We start from the raw sequence: 19,219 nt of genomic DNA on the forward strand, positions 1-19,219 counted from the left end.
ACACGGGCGGCCGGGCGAGGGCCCGGCGGGAAGTGGGGCGATCGGATGACCGGAACCGGGGTGCGGATCGACGGGAACACGCTGCGGCTGCCGGGCGGTGCGGCGGTGCGGTTCATCCGCACGCTGCGGCTGCCCGAGACGGGCACGCATCCGCTGCCGCCGGGGCTCGGTGAGTTCCCGGTCCGGCGGATCGCCGACTACGCCGACACCGTGCCCGAGGCGTGGCGGGCGCGCGGTGGCGTGATGCTGCCGGTGTACCTGCGCGAGGCCATGTGGCTGAGTTTCGCCGGCACCAGGGAGCCGGCGGCCCTGCAGGTCGGCGTGGGCAAGGTGTGCGCGGTGTCGGGCCGGCCGTGGAGCGACCGGCTCTCCCGCGATCCGCAGAACTACGTGGTGCTTCCCCGGCAGCCCTGGCTGGACGGCATCAACTCCGGGACGGGCACGGTCCGCCAGTTCGTGGCGGTTCCGCTGGGCATGGGCGCGACCGTCGAGGGCCAGGTGACCGGCGAGGAGGTGTGGGGCGGCGTGCAGTTGCAGGCGTTCGCCCTCAACGACCGGGAGCTGGCCCGCTGGCGCGAGGAGGAGCGACGCCGGGCCGAGGCGCTGCGTGACCGGGGCACCCGCCGGCGCAGCGCCTTCGGGACCGCGCTGCCGATGTCGGCGCCGGCCGCCCCCGGCGCGGCCCCGGCACCCGCGGGCGGGGCACGGGCGCGGTCCGCCCCCGCCATGGGGCTGGGCGTCGGCGGTTCCATGCGGCAGGAGGTCTACCGGGACGAACGGCCCCTGACGGACTGGGCGGAGCGGCCGGCGGGCCGGGTCTTCGTGCACCTGGTGACGCCTCCGGAGTGGCAGCGCATCACCGGCGAGGCCCCGCCGCCGTCCCCCGTGGACCGGGCGGCCTACACCAGGGCGGGTCTGCCCTGGTTCGACTACTACGACGAGGACGCGCACGACCTGTCGCCGGCCGAGCCGCTCCAGGAGGTCAAGCCGGTCGGCGACTGGATCGGCGACGACCACGAGAGCTGGCAGCAGCCCGGCCCACAGCAGATCCAGCCCCTCAAGGACGCCCCCGGGGCGCCCGTGCAGGACGGCGACTGGTAGACACGGGGGCGGACCTGACGGGCCGGCGGACGGGAGCGCGCATGAGGGACGGTGGCTGGAGCAGGCGCCGGTTCACCGCCGCCCTCGCCCGGACGGCCGCCGCGGCGCTCCCGGCGGCCACGGCCTGCGGCGACGCGCCGAGGCCCGGGTCGGCGGCCACCCCCGCGGCCTCCTCGGCGGGCGGCGGCGCGCCGGGCCGGGAGCACGCCCCGCCGGGTCCGCGCCCGCTCCACCTGGGGACGTTCACCTCGGCCGAGGGCGGCGGCCGGGGCATCGGGGAGCCGTTCTCCTCACCCGTCGCCGTCTGCGCGCTGCCGCTGTAGCGCGCGGGGGCAGGAGGCCGCGCTCGCCTGCGCGAGCAGCACGTGCACGCGTTCGGTGAGCTGCGTGACGTCGTCCGCGGGGGCGTGGAACGGCAGCCGTACGTCGCCGTGGGTTCGGGCGCGCTCGATGCGCAGCGTCAGTCCGTGCCGGTCGACGGCGAGGGGGCGGACCCGGACCGCGCCGTACAGGCTGCCGGCGTCGACGAGCCGGGTGAGGCGTTCCACCGCGTCGGCGTGGCAGTCGGCGAGATGGGTCAGCAGCCGGGCCTCGGCGCCGGCCAGCGGGTCGGGCGCGGCGGCGGCGAACTTTTCAAGGCCCACCACCACGGCACCGGACGACTGCCGCAGCACCACGCGCGCCGGCCGGAACGCCAGGCGGCCGTCCTCCGCGGCGAACCGGCCCGCGAGCCAGAGCCGGGCGCGGATCCGGCTGCGCAGCGGGACGGGCGCCACGTCGGCGAACTCCAGGACGGCGGACGGTTCGCCGCGGGGCGCGCAGACCGCCGCCGCGGCCAGGACGCTGTCGTCGGGCACGCGCAGCAGCACCCGGCCGTCCTCGGCGACGGTGTGCGCGCCGGCGAACTCCTCGCGGCCGCCCTCCGCGGTCACCGCGCAGGACCATGCGGCGGCGAGCACGGAACGGGCCTGCTCCGCCGCGGCGGGCGCGGCCGTCCAGGTGTGGTGGTGACCCATCCCAACCTCCGACATCTCATTAGGTAAGCCTTGCCTAACCTATCGGAGATCGGGGCGCGCGCCAACCGGCACACGTGATCCACGTGTGGCCCTCCCGGCGCGGGACGGGTGCCTACGGCGCGATCGCACCCAGCAGGGCCCGCGCGCACAGGTCGCGCACCTGCTCCCGGGCCGGCCGCGGGTCCCGCAGCCACTCGAGGCAGACCGCGGTGGTGAACGCCAGCCAGCCGCGCACCGCGAGCCGCGCGTCGGCCCGCTCCTCGACGGCGGGGCCGAACTCCGGGTCGGCGGCCAGGGCGGCGAGGATCTGCCGTTCCTGCGCGGCCAGCGCCCGTCGGTAGACCCGGCGCACGACCTGGTCCCCCGTCGCGTCGGCGCGGTGGAAGGCGCGGTAGCCGTGCGCGTGTTCCCGGACGTACTCCAGATACGCGTCGAGACCCGCGGCGAGCTGCTCGCGCACCGGGACGCCGGGCACGGCCGCCGTCATCCGCAGCATGCGCTCGCTCTCGCGCTCCACGACCGCCGCGAAGAAGTCCCGCTTGCCCGGGAAGTAGTGGTACAGCAGGCCCCGCGAAACTCCGGCGATCTCGGCGACCCGCTCGATCCACACCTCGTCGTAGGGGCTCTCGGAGAACAACCGCGCGCCCACCGACAGCAGTTGCTCCCGGCGCTCCTCGGTGCTGAGCCGGCGGCGCGTGCGCCCGCCCTGGTTCGCGGCCATGCCCGCACTTTACTTGACGTCGGTTCAGCAACGGGACGACACTGGGGCCGCTATTGAATCGACGTACAACACACTCGGGACACGGCGCCGCGTCGAGGGAGATCGGGTCATGGCTCAGACGAGGACGGAAGCGGCCGCGGACGGGCTGCCCAAGGGACTGCGCAGCGCCGAGCTGGGCTGGCCCGAACTGGACCGCATCCCGCACCCGCCGCACCGCCTCCCGCTGGTCGGGGACGTGCTCGGGGCGAGCCGGAGCACGCCGATGCAGGACTCGCTGCGCTACGCACGGCAGTTGGGACCGATCTTCCGGCGGCGGGTCTTCGGCAAGGAGTTCGTGTTCGTGTGGGGCGCCCGGCTCGCCGCCGACCTGGCGGACGAGTCCCGCTTCGCCAAGCACGTGGGGCTCGGCGTGGCCAACCTGCGTCCGGTCGCCGGGGACGGGCTGTTCACGGCGTACAACCACGAACCCAACTGGCAGCTCGCGCACGACGTCCTGGCGCCCGGTTTCAGCCGGGAGGCCATGGCCGGCTACCACCTCACGATGCTGGACGTGGCCGGACGGCTGACGGCCCAGTGGGACCGTGCCGAGGCCGCCGGACACACCGTGGACGTTCCCGGCGACATGACGAAGCTGACCCTGGAGACGATCGCGCGCACCGGGTTCGGGCACGACTTCGGGTCGTTCGAACGCCCCCGGCTCCACCCGTTCGTGACCGCGATGGTGGGCACCCTCGGCTACGCGCAGCGCCTGAACACCGTGCCCGTGCCGCTCGCGCGCCGGCTGCTGCGCGGTGCGAGCCGCCGCAACGCGGCCGACATCGCCTACCTGAACCGCACGGTCGACGACCTGGTCCGGGCCCGCCGTTCCTCGGACGGCGGCGACGGCGACCTGCTCGACCGGATGCTGGAGACGGTCCACCCGGACACCGGTGAGCGCCTGTCGGCGGAGAACGTCCGGCGGCAGGTCATCACCTTCCTGGTGGCGGGCCACGAGACCACCTCGGGCGCGCTCTCCTTCGCCCTGCACTACCTCGCCCGGCACCCGGAGGTCGCGGCCCGGGCCCGCGCCGAGGTGGACCGGGTCTGGGGCGCCGTCGAGACGCCCGGCTACGAGCAGGTGGCCAGGCTGCGGTACGTGCGCCGGGTGCTGGACGAGACGCTGCGGCTGTGGCCGACCGCGCCCGCCTTCTCGCGGGAGGCGCGCCGGGACACGGTGCTGGACGGCGCGTATCCCATGCGGCGGGGCGCGTGGGCGCTCGTCCTCACCGGGATGCTGCACCGCGATCCCGACGTGTGGGGGCCGGACGCCGAGCGGTTCGACCCCGACCGCTTCGAGGCGAAGGCCGTCCGGGCGCGTGCCCCGCACACGTTCAAGCCGTTCGGTACGGGCGCGCGGGCGTGCATCGGGCGGCAGTTCGCGCTGCACGAGGCCACGCTGGTGCTCGGGCTGCTGCTGCGCCGCTACGAGCTGCGGCCCGAGCCGGACTACCGGCTGCGGGTGACGGAGCGGCTGACGCTGATGCCGGAGGGGCTGCGGCTGCGGCTGGACCGCCGCGGGGCGCTGCCGGAGCCCGGCGGCGAGAGGACCGACGCCGCCGCGCGGCAGGCGGGCGCGGAGCAGGGCGGCACGGAGCGGGCCGGCACGGAGCCGGACGGTTCAGCGGCCCGCTGTCCAGTGCGCCGGCCGGGCCAGTGACTCCGGCAGCTTCGTGCCGGCGCTGCCCCGGGCCGCGGTGAGCTGCGGCTGGGTGAGGAAGAAGGCGCCCGTGAGATCCGCGTCCGTCAGGTCGGCGTCGCGCAGGTCGGCGCCGATCAGGTCCGCGCCCCGCAGGTCGGCGCCGGTGAGGTCGGCGGCGATGAGGTAGGCGCCGCGCAGGTCGGCCCCACTCAGGTCGGCACCCTTCAGACGGGCGCCCATCAGGTCGGCGTTGCGGCGGTTCTTCTTCTTGCCGCGCGTCCCGGCCCGCATCAGTTCGCTGGTGCGCAGCAGGAGCACGTTGACCCGCTGCCGGTGCGCCGCCACGTCCAGCGCGGCCAGTTCCGCGGGGGCCGAGGCGGTGAGCCGTTCCGTCTCGGCCAGCATGCGGCGCACGTCGGCGTGGACGGGCCGGGCGGCGGGCAGGGTCAGTGCCTCGGTCAGGTACCAGAGCAGCTCGTGCAGGTGGCGGACCACCGGGAACACCTCGAACATGCCGCGGGCGTGCCCGGGCGGGCCGGTGCGCCAGTCCTGTCCGCCGAAGGTGACCTGGGAGACCTGCTGCCCGGCGCCGAAGCAGTCGTAGACCGTGCAGCCGGTGAAGCCCTCCGGCCGCAGCCGCGCGTGGATCCCGCACCGGCTGTCCTCGCGCAGGTTGCCGCAGGGGGTGCCGGCGTCCTTGTCCACCGCGAAGTCGGCCGAGCGCGTGAACGGCAGCGCCACGCAGCACAGCCCGAAGCACCGTTCGCAGTCCCCGCGCAGCTCGGCCCGGCCGGTCTCTCGTTCTCGCATGGCGTTCAGCTTACGGAACGCGGGCCGGGTCCCCGGCGGTGGCGGGCCCCCCGGCGGGGCCGAAAGAGCCGTCGGCCGGGTCCGTCACCGTGCGAACACCTCGAAGGCGACCGCGGGCCGGTTCCCGAAGCGCCGGCCCGTCTGCTCCGCGGTGCGGGTCAGGAACCCGCGCGCGTACGCCTCCGGTTCCTCGTCGGTCAACGCCTCGATGTAGGTGCGGTGTTCGAGCAGCGAGCGGACGGCCCGCTCCAGCCCGGCCGTCGCGTCCACGGCGTGCGTGGGCGTGGCGGAGCCCGCGACGGCGACCCAGCGGACGCCGTCCCAGGGCTCGAGGCCCCGCTCGGTCAGCTCCGGGAAGATCCACCGGTTGCCGGCGTCGCCCGCCGCGTCGAGCGTGGCCCGGCCGACGGCCACGTGGTCCGGGGTGTTCCAGGCCACTTGGCCCCAGGTGTCGCGGTGGTTGAGGGTGATGACCAGCTCGGGCCGGTGCCGGCGGATCGCGGCGGCGATGTCCCGGCGCAGGGCGACGCCGTACTCGACGACGCCGTCCCGGTGGTCGAGGAACTCCACCTCGCTCACCCCGGCCACGGCCGCGCTCGCCCGCTGCTCCCGCTCCCGCAGCGGACCGCACTCGGCGGGCGGCAGGGTGTCGATGCCCGCCTCGCCGCGGGTCGCGAGGACGTAGGCGACCTCGCGGCCCTCGTCGGTCCAGGCGGCGACCGCCGCCGCGCAGCCGTACTCCAGGTCGTCCGGGTGGGCGACGACGGCGAGGGCGCGCCGCCAGTCGCCGGGCATGGGCTCCAGTTGCGTGATCGTCGGCTCCGTCATGCCCGCACCCTAGCCCGCGGCACGGCCTCGCCCACGGCGACGGCACGGGCGGGACGCGCGCGCCGCCCGCGGGGCCGTGGCGCGGGACCGCCGGTCAGGCCTCGTCGCGGGCCAGCGCCAGCAGGCGGTCCAGGACGCGGGGGCCGCCGGCCCGCACGCCGTCGTGCTCGAACTCGTCGGTGACCCAGGTGCGCAGGCCCCGGATGTTCCGGGCGGTGGTGAGCGCGTGGGCGGTGTCGACGTACATGTCGTCGTGGTAGACGGCCGCGGCGGCCGGCACCTCGTTGGCGGCGAGCCGCGCGGGGTCGTAGAGGGGCGTCCAGTCGGTGCGGGCGGCGAGCAGGTCGGCGGTCTCGCGCAGCGGGCGCAGCGCCGGGTCGCAGTCGAACGTCCAGGGGTGGATCGTCTCGCCGGTGAACAGCAGCGGTTCGTCGCCCGCGAGAGTCTTGGCGGCGTCGAAGCGCGGGAACTCGGCGCGGACCCGCTCGGCGGACCAGTTCGTCGGGCGCGCGTCCTGCCCGTAGATCGCCTCGTGGACGAGGGCGTACAACGGGTGGCCGGCGAACGACAGCAGGCCCTGGACCTCCTCCTGGAAGGCGTCGGACAGCTCCACGCCCCGCGGAGTGCGCACGAAGGCGTCCTCCAGCAGGAAGTGCAGACGGTGGCTGCCCTCGCTGCCGCCGAGGACGATACCGAGCGACTGGAAGGCCTCGACGGTGAGGCGGTAGCCGTTCGGCAGGACGACGTCGTGGGTGAGCAGGTGGTCGGCGATGCGGCGGGCGCGTTCCACGTCCTGCGGGTAGCGCGCGTAGTGCGCCTCGACCTTGCGCTCGATGCGGGGGTAGGCGGCCCGGTAGACGTCGTCGACGTGGGCGTCGAGGGACGGCAGGCCGCCCGTGATCAGGGCGGTGTGCAGGCCCTCGGGCGCCAGGGAGAGGTAGGCGACGGTGCAGAAGCCGCCGAAGCTCTGGCCCAGCACGGTCCAGGGGGCGCCGCCGGTGACCTGGGCGCGGACGATCTCGCAGTCGCGGACGATGGAGTCGGTGCGGAAGTGCGTGAGGTAGTCGGCCTGCTCGGCGGGGCCGCCGCGCAGCGGCAGCGTCTGGCGGTTGGCCGGCGTGGAGGCACCGGTGCCGCGCTGGTCGAGGAGCAGGACGCGGTACTCCTCCAGGGCGCGGCCGAGCCAGGAGGGGCGGCCGACGAAGCGGTGCGCCCCGAAGCCGGGGCCGCCCTGGAGGTACACCAGCCACGGCAGGTCGTCCTGCGCCTTGTCGCTCGCGACGACCTCGCGGGCGTACAGCTCGATCGTCTCCCCCGCGGGGTCGGCGTGGTCGAGGGGCACGGTGAATCGGCGGTCGGTGAGGACGACGCCGGGCTGGCGGTAACTGGCGCTCAACGGGGCTCCCGGGGCGGATGGGTCGTACGGTCGGATCTTTCGGCCGTGTCCCAGTTCAGCACATGGTCCTGCGGCCGCCGCCCCCCGGGACCGGGACAATGTGCTGAACGGCCGGTCAGCGGACGGACAGGCTCGAGCGGCGCACCACCAGTTCGGGCTGGAGCACGACCCGCCGGTGGACGTGGGTCCGCTCGTCGTCGCCGTGGCGTTCGGTCTCCTCCAGGAGCAGTTCGGCGGCCATGGCGCCCATGGTGACGGCGGGCTGGCGCACCGAGGTGAGCGGGACCGCGGCGGCCGCGGCGAACTCGATGTCGTCGTAGCCGACGATGGCGAGGTCGTCGGGGACGCCGACCCCCGCGGCGTACATGGCCTGGAGGACCCCCAGGGCGAGCAGGTCGTTGGCGCAGAAGACGGCGGTGGGCCGGTCGGCCAGGCCGAGCAGGCGGGCGCCGGCGTCGCGGCCCGCGGCGACGTCGAGGCGTTCGGTGGGCAGTTCACGCAGGGTCTCGGCGGCGAGTCCCGCCTCGGCGAGCGCGTTCAGGGCGCCGGTGCGGCGGTCGCGGACCTGGTTGAGGCCGGGCGGGCCGCTGACGTAGGCGAGGGAGCGGTGTCCGGCGTCGACGAGGTGGCGCACCGCCAGGGCGCCGCCGGCGACGTCGTCGACGGAGACCGAGCACTCGGTGGTGCCCTCGGCGACTCGGTCGACCAGTACGAAGGGGATGTTGTGGCGCCGGAAGCCCTCGATGTTGCGGCCGGTGGCGTCGGCCGGGGTCAGGAGCACGCCCCGCACCCGCTGTTCGGCGAAGAGCGAGAGGTACTCGGCCTCCTCGCCGGGGCTCTGGGCGCTGTTGCAGACCATCACGCCGAGCCCCGCCTCGCGGGCGGCCCGCTCGGCGCCGCGCGCGACGTCCACGAAGAAGGGGTTGCCCATGTCGAGGACGAGCAGCCCCATGATGCGGCTGCGGCCCGCGCGCAACTGGCGCGCGGACTCGCTGCGGACGTAGCCGAGCCGGTCGATCGCGGACAGCACCCGTGCGCGGGTCTCGGCCGCGACGCTGTCCGGGCGGTTGATGACGTTGGAGACCGTGCCCACGGATACTCCGGCGGCGCGGGCGACGTCCTTGATACCCACCGAATGGGCCATCGGGCAGGGACCTCCAGGGTCGGTCTGGGGAGGGGGCGGGAAAACCTTCACATTACCCGCGCCGTCGCGGGGCGGCCTCCGCCCGGCCGGGCGCCGGTGGTGACGGGACGCGGAACGACGCGCCACCGGACGACCGCACCCTGCCGCGGGAGCGGACGCGACGACTACCCTGCTTTCGTCCGATGATCGCAACGATCGCCCGAGGAGCCGCGATGCGTGTCGCCCTGTTCCTGACCTGCGTCAACGACACGCTCTATCCGGACACCGGCCGTGCCGTGGTGAGACTGCTGACCCGGCTGGGCGTCGAGGTCGACTTCCCGGCGGGCCAGACCTGTTGCGGCCAGGCCCACTACAACACGGGCTACCGGCACGAGACGGAGCCGCTGGCCCGGCGCTTCGCCGAGGTCTTCACGGACTACGACGCGATCGTGACGCCGTCGGGGTCGTGCGGCGCGATGGTGCGGGAGCTGTATCCGCGCCTGGGCGAGCGGGCGCGGGCCGAGGGCCGCGGGGACGCCCTGGCCGCCACCCTGGCACCGGTGGTGCCGAAGACGTACGAGCTGACCGAGTTCCTCGTGGACGTGCTGGGGGTGACGGACGTGGGGGCCTACTACCCGCACACGGTGACGTACCACCCGACCTGCCACGGGCTGCGCGCCCTCGGCCTCGGGGACCGGCCGCTCAGGCTGTTGCGGGCGGTGCGGGGGCTGGAGCTGGTGGAGCTGCCGGGCGCCGAGGAGTGCTGCGGCTTCGGCGGCACCTTCGCGGTGAAGAACGCCGACGTGTCCGTCGCGATGGGCACGGACAAGGTGCGCAACGCCGAGGCGACGGGCGCCGAGGTGCTGTGCGCGGCCGACAACTCCTGTCTCATGCACATCGGCGGGACCATGGCGCGGCTGCGGACGGGCATGCGGCCGGTGCACATCGCGGAGATCCTGGCGAGCACGGAGGAGGCGGCCGCATGAGCGGGACGTTCGTGGGGATGCCGGCCTTTCCCGAGGCGGCGCGTGCGGCCGTGCGCGACACGACGCTGCGCGGGAATCTGCGGCACGCGACGCACACCATCCGCGACAAGCGGGCGCGGGCGGTGGCGGAGCTGGACGACTGGGCGCTGCTGCGCGAGGCCGGCAAGCGGATCAAGGACCACACGCTGCGCCACCTCGACCGCTACCTGGTGCGGGTCGAGGAGGCGGTCACGGCGGCGGGCGGCACCGTCCACTGGGCCGCCGACGCGGCCGAGGCCAACGAGATCGTGGCCCGGCTGGTGGCGGAGACCGGCGAGTCCGAGGTCGTCAAGGTCAAGTCGATGGCGACGCAGGAGATCGGCCTCAACGAGGCGCTCGAGGCACGGGGCATCCGGGCCTACGAGACCGATCTCGCCGAGCTCATCGTGCAGTTGGGCAGGGATCGGCCCTCGCACATCCTGGTGCCGGCGATCCACCGCAACCGCGGCGAGATCCGCGACATCTTCCGTTCAGAGATGGGCGGGTGGGGCCGCCCGGCGCCCGAGGGCCTGACGGACACTCCGGCCGAGCTCGCCGAGGCGGCCCGGCTGCATCTGCGGGAGAAGTTCCTGCGCGCCAAGGTCGGCATCTCCGGCGCCAACTTCGTGGTCGCCGAGACCGGCACGCTGGTCGTCGTGGAGTCCGAGGGCAACGGCCGCATGTGCCTGACCCTGCCCGAGACACTGATCTCCGTGGTCGGCATCGAGAAGGTCGTGCCGACCTGGCGGGACCTGGAGGTCTTCCTGCAGACCCTGCCCCGCTCCTCCACCGCCGAGCGCATGAACCCGTACACGTCGATGTGGACGGGGACGACCGACGGCGACGGCCCGCGGAACTTCCACCTGGTCCTGCTCGACAACGGCCGCACCGACACCCTCGCCGACGAGGTCGGCCGCCAGGCACTGCGCTGCATCCGCTGCTCGGCCTGCCTGAACGTCTGCCCGGTCTACGAGCGGGCGGGCGGCCACGCCTACGGCTCGGTGTACCCGGGCCCGATCGGCGCCATCCTGAGCCCCCAACTGCGGGGCACGGGCAGCGAGATCGACGCCTCCCTGCCGTACGCGTCCTCGCTGTGCGGTGCCTGCTACGAGGTGTGCCCGGTCGCCATCGACATCCCCGAGGTCCTGGTGCACCTGCGGGAACGGGTCGTGCAGGGCGGGCCGGCCGTCCGGGAGGGCAACCGGGTCGTGCTGAAGCCGGCGAAGGGACATGCCGCCGAGCGGGCGGCGATGCGCGCGGCGCAGTGGGTGTTCACGCACCCGGGCGCGCTGCGGGCCGGGCAGCGGCTGGCGTCGCGCACCCGCCGCCTGCATCCGCGCACGCTTCCGGGGCCGGGCCGGGCGTGGAGCGGCACCCGGGATCTGCCGGCGGTGCCCGCCGAGCCGTTCCGGGACTGGTGGCAGCGCACACGCGGCGGGAAGGACGGAGCGAAGTGAGCAGCCGGGAACGCATCCTGGGGCGCGTGCGGCGCGCCCTCGCGGACGTGCCGCACGACGACACCCCCTACGAGGACGCGGTCGCCCGGGACTACCTGCGCGAACACGGGCACCGGACCGTCGCGGAGACGGTGGAGCTGCTCGCCGCGAACCTGGCGGAGTACCGGGCCATCGTGCACCGCTGCACGGCCGGTGAGGTGGCGGCGACGGTCACCGGGCTGCTCGCCGCCCGCGGGACGAGGACGGTGCTCGTGCCACCGGGCCTGGACCCGGACTGGCTCGCGGACGGCGGTCCGGAGCGGGTCCGGGACCGGCCGGAGAGCACGCCGGGGGAACTGGACCGCGTCGACAGTGTGATCACGGGGTGCGCGGTCGCGATCGCCGAGACCGGCACGATCGTCCTGGACGGCTCCCCCGACCAGGGCCGCCGCCGGATCACGCTCGTCCCGGACCACCACATCTGCGTCGTCCGGGTCCCCGGCCAGGTGGTCGCCTCCGTCCCCCAGGCCCTCGGACGCCTGGACCCGGCCCGCCCGTCGACGTGGATCTCCGGCCCCTCGGCGACCAGCGACATCGAGCTCGACCGGGTCGAGGGGGTGCACGGCCCGCGCACCCTGGAGGTGGTGCTGGCGACCGGCTGACGGCGCGGTGCGTCGCGGGCCGTGCGGCGGATCGTCGCGGACCGGGGGTGTCGCTGGGTACACCCCCCGATACGGGCTCTGCGCCCCGTGTGGCCGGGCCGTGCGCTCCGTAGCGTCGTGGGCGAGGCAGCGCACCGGGCGTGCCGCACGGAGGGTGATCACGATGTTCCGCAACCGAGCACGAGGCCGGCACGACCCCGGACCGTCCCCCGAGGCGCTGCGGCTGGTCAAGGTCACCAAGACCTACGGCACCGCCGGGAACACCGTGACCGCGCTGGACGGGGTGACGCTGAGCCTGGGGCGGGGCACGTTCACCGCGGTGATGGGACCGTCGGGCTCGGGCAAGTCCACGCTGCTCCAGTGCGCGGCGGGCCTGGACCGGCCCGACAGCGGGATCGTGAGCGTGGACGGCGAGGAGCTGACGGGCGGCAGCGAGACGGAGCTGACGAAGTTCCGGCGGGGGCGGGTCGGGTTCGTGTTCCAGCAGTACAACCTGCTGGAGACGCTGACCGTCGCGCAGAACACGGTGCTGCCGCTGAAGCTCGCCGGGCGGCGGGTCGACCGCGGGCGGGCCCGGGAGATCCTGGTCGCGGTCGGACTCGGCGACCGGCTGGGGCACCGCCCCGACCAGCTCTCCGGCGGTCAGCGGCAGCGGGTGGCGATCGCCCGCGCGCTGGTGACCGAGCCCCGGGTGATCTTCGCGGACGAGCCGACGGGCGCACTGGACACGCGCAGCGCCCGACAGGTGCTGCTGCTGTTGCGGGAAGCGGTGCGGGTGCACGGGCGGACCGTGGTGATGGTGACGCACGACCCGGTCGCCGCCTCCTACGCGGACTCCGTCGTCTTCCTCGCCGACGGGCGTCCGGCCGGCCGGATGGACGCCCCGACCCCGGACGCGGTCGCTGAGCGGCTCGCGCACCTGGGCGACGACGTGCCGGCGGGGGTGTGAGCGATGTTCGCACTGTCCCTGCGGTCGGTCCGGCGACGCCCCGGACAGTTCATCGCGACGCTGTTGTCCACCTTCCTGGGCGCGGCGGTCGTCATGACGTTCAACTCGATGCACGACACGGCGGCGGGGGCCGGCGTCGACCCGGTGAGCGCGGACACGCTCGGTCTGACGGCGGGCGTCGTCGGCGGGTACGGGACGCTGCTGGTGTTCTTCGCGGTGGCCTCCACACTGACCGTCAACGTGCGCCGGCGCATCGCCGAGTTGGAGCTGCTGCGGTGCTCGGGAGCGACTCCGGCGCAGATCGGGCGGATGGTCGTGGGCGAGGCGGTGGCCGTGGCCCTGGCGGGCACGGCCCTGGCGGTCGGGCCGGCCGTGCTGGGCGGCCGGGCGCTGCTGGGCATGTTCCAGGACAGCGGGCAGGTGGCGGACTCGGTCGACGCGGCCTTCGGCCCGGTCGCGCTCGGCAGCGGTGTCGCCATCACCCTCCTCGCGTCGGCCGGCGCCGCGTTCCTGGCGGTGCGCCGGGTCACCCGGGGCGGCCGGGAACGGCCGGGCGCACGGCGGTTCCTGGCCTGCGCCGCGCTGGTCACCGGGGCGGCGGGCGCGGCCTCCACCTTCCTGTTCTCGGCGACCGACGAGGCACTGATGGCGGCACCGGCCTACGGGGCGATCCTGCTGTCCGTCGGGTTCGCGCTGCTGTCGCCCGCCCTGCTGACGGGCGTGCTCGACCGGCTGCCGCTCGCCGGCGCCAGCGGCTGGCTGGCGGTGCGCAACCTGCGCGTACGGGCCGCTCACCTCGCCGGGATCCTGGTGCCGCTGATCCTGTTCACCGCCGTGTCCACGGCGACCCTCACCCTGCAGTCCGTGGAGAGCGACGCCGTGCGGGCCTCCGGACTGGTCAAGTCGGTCGACGCCAAGAACCTGGAGACGCTCAACCTCACGGTCGTCGGCATCATCGCGGTCTTCGTCTGCGTCATGCTGGTCAACTCCCTGTACGCGGCGACGGCCTTCCGCTCGCGCGAGTTCGGGCAGCAGCGGCTGGCGGGGGCGACGCCCGGGCAGGTGCTGGGCACGGTCGGCACCGAGGCCGTGATCCTGACGGTCACGGGGGTGCTGTTCGGCACGGCGGCCGCGCTGGCGGGGATCGTGCCGTTCACGGTGGTGCGCACCGACACGGTGCTGCCGGACCCGTTCCTCGGCACCTGGCTCGCGATGGCGGCGGTGAGCACGGCGGTGACGCTGGGCACGAGCCTGGTGACGGCCCGACGGGTGCTGCGGGTCCCGGCGGTAGGGGCGGTCGCGCCGGCCGCGTGAACCCCGGGCGGTGCGGGGGGGGTGTCCGTCATCGGGCATTCCCTCGCACCGTCCCCGTGCGTGACAGCGGCGCTGAACAAGCGCTTAGATAGGAGGCCGCAGAAACCGTTCCCCGCTGGAGGCCCCCGGTGTTCACTTCCGTCGACGATGTCTCCGCCCGCCTCGCCGCGACCGGTTACCTGGCCTCGCCCGCGGTCGCCACCACCGTGTTCCTCGCCGACCGCCTCGGCAAGCCGCTGCTCGTGGAGGGTCCGGCCGGGGTCGGCAAGACCGAGCTGGCCAAGGCCGTCGCCGCGGTCACCGACGCCCGGCTGGTGCGGCTGCAGTGCTACGAGGGCGTGGACGAGTCCCGGGCGCTGTACGAGTGGAACCACGCCAAGCAGCTGCTGCGCATCAGCGCGGGCCGCGACGAGACCTGGGACGAGACCCGCACCGACATCTTCGGCGAGGAGTTCCTGCTCACCCGCCCGCTGCTGACCGCGATCCGCGGCGACGAGCCCAAGGTGCTGCTGATCGACGAGACCGACAAGGCGGACGTCGAGGTGGAGGGCCTGCTCCTGGAGGTCCTCAGCGACTTCCAGGTCACCGTCCCGGAGCTGGGCACGATCACCGCGACCCGCAGGCCCTTCGTCGTCCTCACCTCGAACGCCAGCCGGGAACTGTCCGAGGCGCTGCGCCGGCGCTGCCTGTTCCTCCACATCGGCTTCCCCGAGGAGGAGCTGGAGCGGCGCATCGTCCGGCTGAAGGTGCCGGGGCTCGACGAGGCACTGGCGGCGTCCCTGGTGCGGGTGGTGGGCGCCCTGCGCGCCATGGACCTGCGGAAGCTCCCCTCGGTCGCCGAGACGATCGACTGGGCCCGCACCCTGCTGGCGCTCGGTGCCGGCACGCTCGACGAGGGGATCGTACGGGACACCCTGGGGGTCGTCCTCAAGCACCACGACGACGTGCAGAAGGCGGCCGCCAAGCTCGACCTGGACACGCTGTGACCACCGGCGCGGGCGTCACCGAGCGGCTGACCTCCCTGGTCACCGCGCTGCGCGCGCACGGCGTCCGGATCGGCACCGGCGAGAGCGTGGACGCTGCGCGGGCGGTCGAGGCGCTCGGTCTCGCGGACCGTGAACTGCTGCGCGAGGGCCTGGCGGCCACCCTGCTGCACACGCCCGGCCAGCGCCAGGTGTTCGACCCGGTCTTCGACCTGTACTTCCCGCGCCGGTCCGGCGGCCCCGGGTCCGGACCGGTCGGACGGGACGAGCTGCGGGACCGGATCGCCGCCGCGCTCGCGGCCGACGACCGGACGCTGCTGGAGCGGCTCGCCGCGGAGGCGGTCGAGGGCTTCGGCGGCTACGGCCCGGCCGGCTCGGACGGCTGGTCGTCGCATCAGACGCTCGACCGGCTGCGACCGCAGACCCTGCTCGCCCGGGTCCGCGACGACGTCCGGGCACGCGGTGGCGGCACGGGCTTCGCCGGCAGGCTGCTGGAGGACGAGATCCGGCGCCGTATCGAGGACTTCCGGGGCATGGTGGCGTCCGAGGCGCGGCGCCGGGTCGCGGAGCGCCGGGGCCGGGACGAGATCGCCCGGCGGGCGGTGGCCACGACACCCGACCGCGTCGACTTCCTGCTCCTGAGCCGGGACCGGCTGGCCGAGCTGCGCCGGACCGTGCAGCCGCTCGCACGGAAGCTGGCCACCCGGCTCGCGGCCCGCCGGCGGCGGGCCTCCCGGGGCAGCATCGATCTGCGGCGCACCCTGCGCGGTTCGCTGTCGACGGGTGGGGTCCCGATGCGGCCGGTGCTGCGCAGGCGCCGTCCGGTGCGGCCCGAACTGGTGCTGCTGTGCGACGTGTCGGGCTCGGTGGCGGGCTTCTCGGACTTCACGATGCTGCTGGTGCAGGCGCTGCACGACCAGTTCGGCCGCGTGCGTGTCTTCGCGTTCGTCAATCGTGTCGACGAGGTGACCGGACTGCTCGTGCACGGCGCCGCCGACCCGGAGGGGCTCGGCGTCCGCATCGCGGAGCGGGCGACGCTCACCGGCTGGCACGGCAGCAGCGACTACGGGGTCGCCCTCGGCGAGTTCGCGGAGCGCTACGGTGCCGCGGTGGGCCCGCGTACGACCGTGTTCGTGCTGGGGGACGCCCGGACGAACATGGGCGACCCGAACCTCGCCGCGGTCCGGGACATCGCCGCGCGGGCCCGCCGGGTGTACTGGCTCAACCCCGAGCAGCGCTCACGGTGGGGCACCGGCGACTCCGCGGCGCCGGAGTACGCCGGGCTGGTGGAGATGCACGAGTGCCGCAACGCCCGCCAGCTCGGCGCACTGGTGACGCGACTGCTGCCGGTCTGACTAGTCGGCCTTGGCGTACTCCTTCGCCATGGCTCCGGCGAAGTCGTACACCACGCACTGCTCGTCGCCCACCACCCAGGCCTCGTGCCCGGGCGTGCAGACGAAGACATCGCCGGGGCCCACCTCGCTCTCGGTGCCGTCGTCGTCCATGCGGACGCACATGCGGCCCTGCACCACGTAGCAGTTGTGGTGGATCATGCAGCTGTCGGTGCCCGCGATGGGTCCCACCGACTCCGACCAGCGCCAGCCCGGTTCGAAGGTGGCCACGGCGAAGTCGAGCCCTTCCATGTGGACGGCCTCGAGGTGTCCCCGGGGGAAATCACGCCGCTCGTCCGGCTTGTCGAGCGTCTTGGCCTCGAACATGACGCTCCTCCTTCCCTGCACCACCCCTCCATCGTCCGCCTGTCAAGTCGGGGCCGCCATTCGGGGGAGCCCGGCCACCGGGCGGTACGGCACGGAGCGGGCGAGCCGTCAGGTCCTACGGCCGTGGGTTGGTACGCCGCCACGCGGGCCGGGCGTCCGTACCGCGGCGCCCGGCCGCGGCGGCGCAGCGGGGGCAGACCCGGCGCACCGCGTCGGCCGCGCCCCCGGACTCGGGCAGCACGTCGCCCCAGCCCACGGACGGGAAACGGGACAGCTGCGACCGGTGGAGGGACAGCCCGCACACGGTCTGGTTCATGCCCTGCTCCCAGGCGTGCACCTCGCCGGCCGGCAGCCAGCGGTTGTCCTCCGCGTCCCACCAGCGACCGGAGGCCGCCACCTCGTAGCGCCGTGTCCTGGCCATCGTCCCGGCCCGCCGCCTTCCTCCGCCTCGTACGTGCTGCTTCGCCGCCGCGAGTGCCCCGGGCCGACGCCGGGCACACGCGCGTACCGCCTCCTGTGTGATCACTCCGCACGCCCTGCCCGTTTCGTCCATTTCGTCTGCATAGCATGCGGGGTCCGCGTACCGCGGGTCGGCGTGCGCGGGGCGGCCGCCCGGGGCCCACCCGGCTTCCCGCACGCCCGCCCACGGACCGCCCGCCCCGTACGAGAGGACACCAGATGGCGCCCACGGGCCGTCACAGCGCACCGGCCGAGCCGGCCTCCTCCCCGCACGACGCCGTATGGGGCGCCGCCGCCCGGCACCTCGGCCGCCGGCGCTTCCTCACCGTCACCGCGGCCGCCGCCGCGCTCGCCTTCTCCGTCGATCTGCCGGCCCGGGGCGCGGTCGCCGCCCGTGAGCGCACCGCCCGCATCACCAAGGACCCCTTCACCCTCGGCGTCGCCTCCGGCGACCCCCTGCCGGACTCGGTGCTGCTCTGGACGCGGCTGGCGCCCGAGCCGTTCCTGGAGGACGGCGGCATGGGCACGGAACGGGTCGCGGTCGAGTGGGAGGTGGCCCTCGACGACCGCTTCGCGGGCGTCCTGTTCCGCGGCACCGCCGACGCCCACGCCGAGTACACCCACAGCGTGCACGTCGACGTCACGGGTCTGACGCCGGGCACCGAGTACTACTACCGCTTCCGGACCGGGTCCTGGATCAGCCCGACCGGCCGCACCCGCACCGCCCCCGCGCCGGGCAGCGCCACGTCCGGCCTGAGACTGGCCGCCGTCGCCTGCCAGGCCTACCAGGACGGCTACTACACGGTGCACCGGCACCTCGCCGAGGACGACGTCGACATGGTCCTCCACCTCGGCGACTACCTCTACGAGTACGCGGTGAACCCGGCGGGGGGCGAGCGCCGCTACACGGACCTCACGCTGCCCGACGTGTTCAACCGCGAGACCATGACCCTCGCCGACTACCGGCTGCGCTACTCGCTCTACAAGAGCGACCAGGACCTCCGGGCCGCGCACGCCGCCCACCCCTTCGTCGTCACCTGGGACGACCACGAGACGGAGAACAACTACGCCGGGAGCGTCCCGGAGAACGCCGTGCCGCCGGCCGAGTTCCTGCTGCGCCGCGCCGCCGCCTACCGCGCGTACTGGGAGAACCAGCCGTTGCGCGCCGCACAGCTGCCCCAGGGCCCCGACGCGCAGCTGTACCGCCGGCTGCACTGGGGCACGCTGGCCCAGTTCGACCTCCTGGACACCCGTCAGTACCGCTCCGACCAGGCCTACGACGACCGTCCGCACGCCCCCGGCGCCGAGTCGGACGACCCGGCGCGCACCCTCACCGGTGCCGCGCAGGAGAAGTGGCTGATCGACGGCTGGCGTGACTCGACGGCGCTGTGGAACGTCATGCCGCAGCAGGTCTGCTTCTCCCAGCGCAAGTTCGACGTGACCGCCGACGCCGCGCTCTCCATGGACGCCTGGGACGGCTACCGGGCCTCCCGCGGCCGGGTCGTCGCCGGGGCGAAGTCGGCCGGGGTGGACAACTGGCTGATCCTCACCGGCGACGTGCACGTGGCCTACGCCTTCGACGTCAAGGACGACTTCGACGACCCCGCGTCCGCGACCCTCGGCACGGAGGTCACCTGCACCTCCGTCTCCAGCGGCCGGGACGGCGTGGAGCGGCCCGCCAACTGGGACACGTACATGCGGGCCAACCCGCACCTGAGGTTCTACGACGGCAGGCGCGGCTACGTCCGGATCCGGCTCGACCGCCAGGCGGCCCGCATGGACTTCCGGACGGTCTCCGCCGTCACCACGCCCGGCGCCGCCGTCACCACGGCCGCGTCCTTCGTCACCGAGGCGGGGTCCCCGGGGCTGAAGCCGGCCTGACCCGGACGCGGTGCGCACGCGCGTGTACTGCACTTGCACCCCACCGCGTCCCCCATCGCGCGAAAGACGCCCGCGTCCGGCGTCGCCGCGGGGATTTCGGGCAAGGCCTGTGATCCGCCCCAGTCGCAGCGTGACCCACC

19 protein-coding genes are annotated in these 19,219 nt (G+C 74.6%); 11 read left to right on the forward strand and 8 right to left on the reverse strand.

All coding sequences use genetic code 11. From position 1 onward, the window contains the following. The first annotated feature begins 45 nt into the window (after positions 1-45). Positions 46-1,101, forward strand: a complete 1,056-nt coding sequence (locus ACFWJB_RS06910; RefSeq protein ID WP_385471405.1) for a hypothetical protein — start codon at positions 46-48, stop codon at positions 1,099-1,101. 41 nt (positions 1,102-1,142) lie between these two features. After that, a complete protein-coding gene (locus ACFWJB_RS06915; protein ID WP_386920709.1) occupies positions 1,143-1,424 on the forward strand; it encodes a hypothetical protein in 282 nt (93 codons plus the stop codon). On the opposite strand, the gene ACFWJB_RS06920 is transcribed toward ACFWJB_RS06915, so the two are convergent. After that, positions 1,392-2,117 (reverse strand): DUF2470 domain-containing protein, encoded by a 726-nt coding sequence (locus ACFWJB_RS06920; protein WP_386920908.1) that lies wholly within the window; start codon positions 2,115-2,117, stop codon positions 1,392-1,394. The two genes, ACFWJB_RS06915 and ACFWJB_RS06920, sit on opposite strands and share 33 nt — an antisense overlap. Positions 2,118-2,229: 112 nt before the next feature. After that, positions 2,230-2,838: a TetR/AcrR family transcriptional regulator gene (locus tag ACFWJB_RS06925; protein ID WP_386920711.1), complete on the reverse strand. Its 609-nt coding sequence runs from the start codon at positions 2,836-2,838 to the stop codon at positions 2,230-2,232. A gap of 109 nt (positions 2,839-2,947) precedes the next feature. Here ACFWJB_RS06925 and ACFWJB_RS06930 point away from each other — a divergent pair, with 109 nt between their 5' ends. Then, a complete protein-coding gene (locus ACFWJB_RS06930; RefSeq protein ID WP_386920713.1) occupies positions 2,948-4,534 on the forward strand; it encodes a cytochrome P450 in 1,587 nt (528 codons plus the stop codon). Here ACFWJB_RS06930 and ACFWJB_RS06935 read toward each other — a convergent pair. The 4 genes from ACFWJB_RS06935 to ACFWJB_RS06950 all read right to left on the reverse strand — a co-directional run bounded on the left by ACFWJB_RS06935 (position 4,496) and on the right by ACFWJB_RS06950 (position 8,694). Continuing rightward, entirely contained in the window at positions 4,496-5,326 is an 831-nt protein-coding gene (locus tag ACFWJB_RS06935) for a pentapeptide repeat-containing protein (protein WP_385472724.1), read from the reverse strand. The two genes, ACFWJB_RS06930 and ACFWJB_RS06935, sit on opposite strands and share 39 nt — an antisense overlap. A gap of 84 nt (positions 5,327-5,410) precedes the next feature. Then, positions 5,411-6,154 (reverse strand): PIG-L deacetylase family protein, encoded by a 744-nt coding sequence (locus tag ACFWJB_RS06940; RefSeq protein WP_385472727.1) that lies wholly within the window; start codon positions 6,152-6,154, stop codon positions 5,411-5,413. Positions 6,155-6,248: 94 nt separating this feature from the next. Continuing rightward, positions 6,249-7,550, reverse strand: a complete 1,302-nt coding sequence (locus ACFWJB_RS06945) for an alpha/beta fold hydrolase (protein ID WP_386920716.1) — start codon at positions 7,548-7,550, stop codon at positions 6,249-6,251. Between the two features lie 115 nt (positions 7,551-7,665). Beyond that, positions 7,666-8,694: a LacI family DNA-binding transcriptional regulator gene (locus ACFWJB_RS06950; RefSeq protein WP_386920718.1), complete on the reverse strand. Its 1,029-nt coding sequence runs from the start codon at positions 8,692-8,694 to the stop codon at positions 7,666-7,668. Positions 8,695-8,906: 212 nt separating this feature from the next. Between ACFWJB_RS06950 and ACFWJB_RS06955 the strand changes: the two genes are divergently transcribed. The 7 genes from ACFWJB_RS06955 to ACFWJB_RS06985 all read left to right on the forward strand — a co-directional run bounded on the left by ACFWJB_RS06955 (position 8,907) and on the right by ACFWJB_RS06985 (position 16,376). Beyond that, the gene (locus ACFWJB_RS06955) at positions 8,907-9,659 is read left to right on the forward strand and encodes a (Fe-S)-binding protein (RefSeq protein WP_385472736.1); all 753 of its coding nucleotides are present in this window, start codon (positions 8,907-8,909) and stop codon (positions 9,657-9,659) included. Then, entirely contained in the window at positions 9,656-11,134 is a 1,479-nt protein-coding gene (locus ACFWJB_RS06960) for a lactate utilization protein B (protein WP_386920720.1), read from the forward strand. The genes ACFWJB_RS06955 and ACFWJB_RS06960 overlap by 4 nt, the downstream gene beginning before the upstream one ends. Next, positions 11,131-11,775, forward strand: coding sequence for a lactate utilization protein C (locus ACFWJB_RS06965; protein WP_386920722.1), 645 nt, complete (start codon positions 11,131-11,133; stop codon positions 11,773-11,775). Before ACFWJB_RS06960 ends, ACFWJB_RS06965 begins: the two co-directional genes overlap by 4 nt. A 163-nt stretch (positions 11,776-11,938) precedes the next feature. Further along, positions 11,939-12,724, forward strand: coding sequence for an ABC transporter ATP-binding protein (locus tag ACFWJB_RS06970; protein WP_385463807.1), 786 nt, complete (start codon positions 11,939-11,941; stop codon positions 12,722-12,724). Between the two features lie 3 nt (positions 12,725-12,727). Continuing rightward, positions 12,728-14,038: an FtsX-like permease family protein gene (locus ACFWJB_RS06975; protein ID WP_386920724.1), complete on the forward strand. Its 1,311-nt coding sequence runs from the start codon at positions 12,728-12,730 to the stop codon at positions 14,036-14,038. A 128-nt stretch (positions 14,039-14,166) separates the two neighbouring features. After that, positions 14,167-15,024 carry an AAA family ATPase gene (locus ACFWJB_RS06980; protein ID WP_386920726.1) on the forward strand — a complete coding sequence of 286 codons (858 nt, stop codon included), beginning with the start codon at positions 14,167-14,169 and terminating at the stop codon, positions 15,022-15,024. Next, entirely contained in the window at positions 15,021-16,376 is a 1,356-nt protein-coding gene (locus tag ACFWJB_RS06985; RefSeq protein ID WP_385463798.1) for a VWA domain-containing protein, read from the forward strand. Before ACFWJB_RS06980 ends, ACFWJB_RS06985 begins: the two co-directional genes overlap by 4 nt. Here ACFWJB_RS06985 and ACFWJB_RS06990 read toward each other — a convergent pair whose 3' ends face one another. Both ACFWJB_RS06990 and ACFWJB_RS06995 read right to left on the reverse strand, forming a co-directional pair. Further along, positions 16,377-16,739, reverse strand: a complete 363-nt coding sequence (locus ACFWJB_RS06990; RefSeq protein ID WP_385463795.1) for a cupin domain-containing protein — start codon at positions 16,737-16,739, stop codon at positions 16,377-16,379. It abuts the gene before it with no gap. Between the two features lie 115 nt (positions 16,740-16,854). After that, positions 16,855-17,160: a hypothetical protein gene (locus tag ACFWJB_RS06995; RefSeq protein ID WP_385463792.1), complete on the reverse strand. Its 306-nt coding sequence runs from the start codon at positions 17,158-17,160 to the stop codon at positions 16,855-16,857. A 257-nt stretch (positions 17,161-17,417) separates the two neighbouring features. On the opposite strand from ACFWJB_RS06995, the gene ACFWJB_RS07000 reads away from it, so the two are divergent. After that, positions 17,418-19,079 (forward strand): alkaline phosphatase D family protein, encoded by a 1,662-nt coding sequence (locus tag ACFWJB_RS07000; protein WP_386920729.1) that lies wholly within the window; start codon positions 17,418-17,420, stop codon positions 19,077-19,079. Positions 19,080-19,219 lie beyond the last annotated feature (140 nt).

Origin of the sequence: Streptomyces sp. NPDC127100 (assembly GCF_042724095.1) — a bacterium.
Classification (GTDB): Bacteria; Actinomycetota; Actinomycetes; order Streptomycetales; family Streptomycetaceae; genus Streptomyces.

Bases quoted from the DNA above. Each gene is read 5' to 3' on its own strand.
- ACFWJB_RS06910 (WP_385471405.1), top strand. From the start codon at position 46: ATGACCGGAACCGGGGTGCGGATCGACGGGAACACGCTGCGGCTGCCG.
- ACFWJB_RS06915 (WP_386920709.1), top strand. From the start codon at position 1,143: ATGAGGGACGGTGGCTGGAGCAGGCGCCGGTTCACCGCCGCCCTCGCC.
- ACFWJB_RS06920 (WP_386920908.1), bottom strand. From the start codon at position 2,117: ATGGGTCACCACCACACCTGGACGGCCGCGCCCGCCGCGGCGGAGCAG.
- ACFWJB_RS06925 (WP_386920711.1), bottom strand. From the start codon at position 2,838: ATGGCCGCGAACCAGGGCGGGCGCACGCGCCGCCGGCTCAGCACCGAG.
- ACFWJB_RS06930 (WP_386920713.1), top strand. From the start codon at position 2,948: ATGGCTCAGACGAGGACGGAAGCGGCCGCGGACGGGCTGCCCAAGGGA.
- ACFWJB_RS06935 (WP_385472724.1), bottom strand. From the start codon at position 5,326: ATGCGAGAACGAGAGACCGGCCGGGCCGAGCTGCGCGGGGACTGCGAA.
- ACFWJB_RS06940 (WP_385472727.1), bottom strand. From the start codon at position 6,154: ATGACGGAGCCGACGATCACGCAACTGGAGCCCATGCCCGGCGACTGG.
- ACFWJB_RS06950 (WP_386920718.1), bottom strand. From the start codon at position 8,694: ATGGCCCATTCGGTGGGTATCAAGGACGTCGCCCGCGCCGCCGGAGTA.
- ACFWJB_RS06955 (WP_385472736.1), top strand. From the start codon at position 8,907: ATGCGTGTCGCCCTGTTCCTGACCTGCGTCAACGACACGCTCTATCCG.
- ACFWJB_RS06960 (WP_386920720.1), top strand. From the start codon at position 9,656: ATGAGCGGGACGTTCGTGGGGATGCCGGCCTTTCCCGAGGCGGCGCGT.
- ACFWJB_RS06970 (WP_385463807.1), top strand. From the start codon at position 11,939: ATGTTCCGCAACCGAGCACGAGGCCGGCACGACCCCGGACCGTCCCCC.
- ACFWJB_RS06975 (WP_386920724.1), top strand. From the start codon at position 12,728: ATGTTCGCACTGTCCCTGCGGTCGGTCCGGCGACGCCCCGGACAGTTC.
- ACFWJB_RS06990 (WP_385463795.1), bottom strand. From the start codon at position 16,739: ATGTTCGAGGCCAAGACGCTCGACAAGCCGGACGAGCGGCGTGATTTC.
- ACFWJB_RS06995 (WP_385463792.1), bottom strand. From the start codon at position 17,160: ATGGCCAGGACACGGCGCTACGAGGTGGCGGCCTCCGGTCGCTGGTGG.
- ACFWJB_RS07000 (WP_386920729.1), top strand. From the start codon at position 17,418: ATGGCGCCCACGGGCCGTCACAGCGCACCGGCCGAGCCGGCCTCCTCC.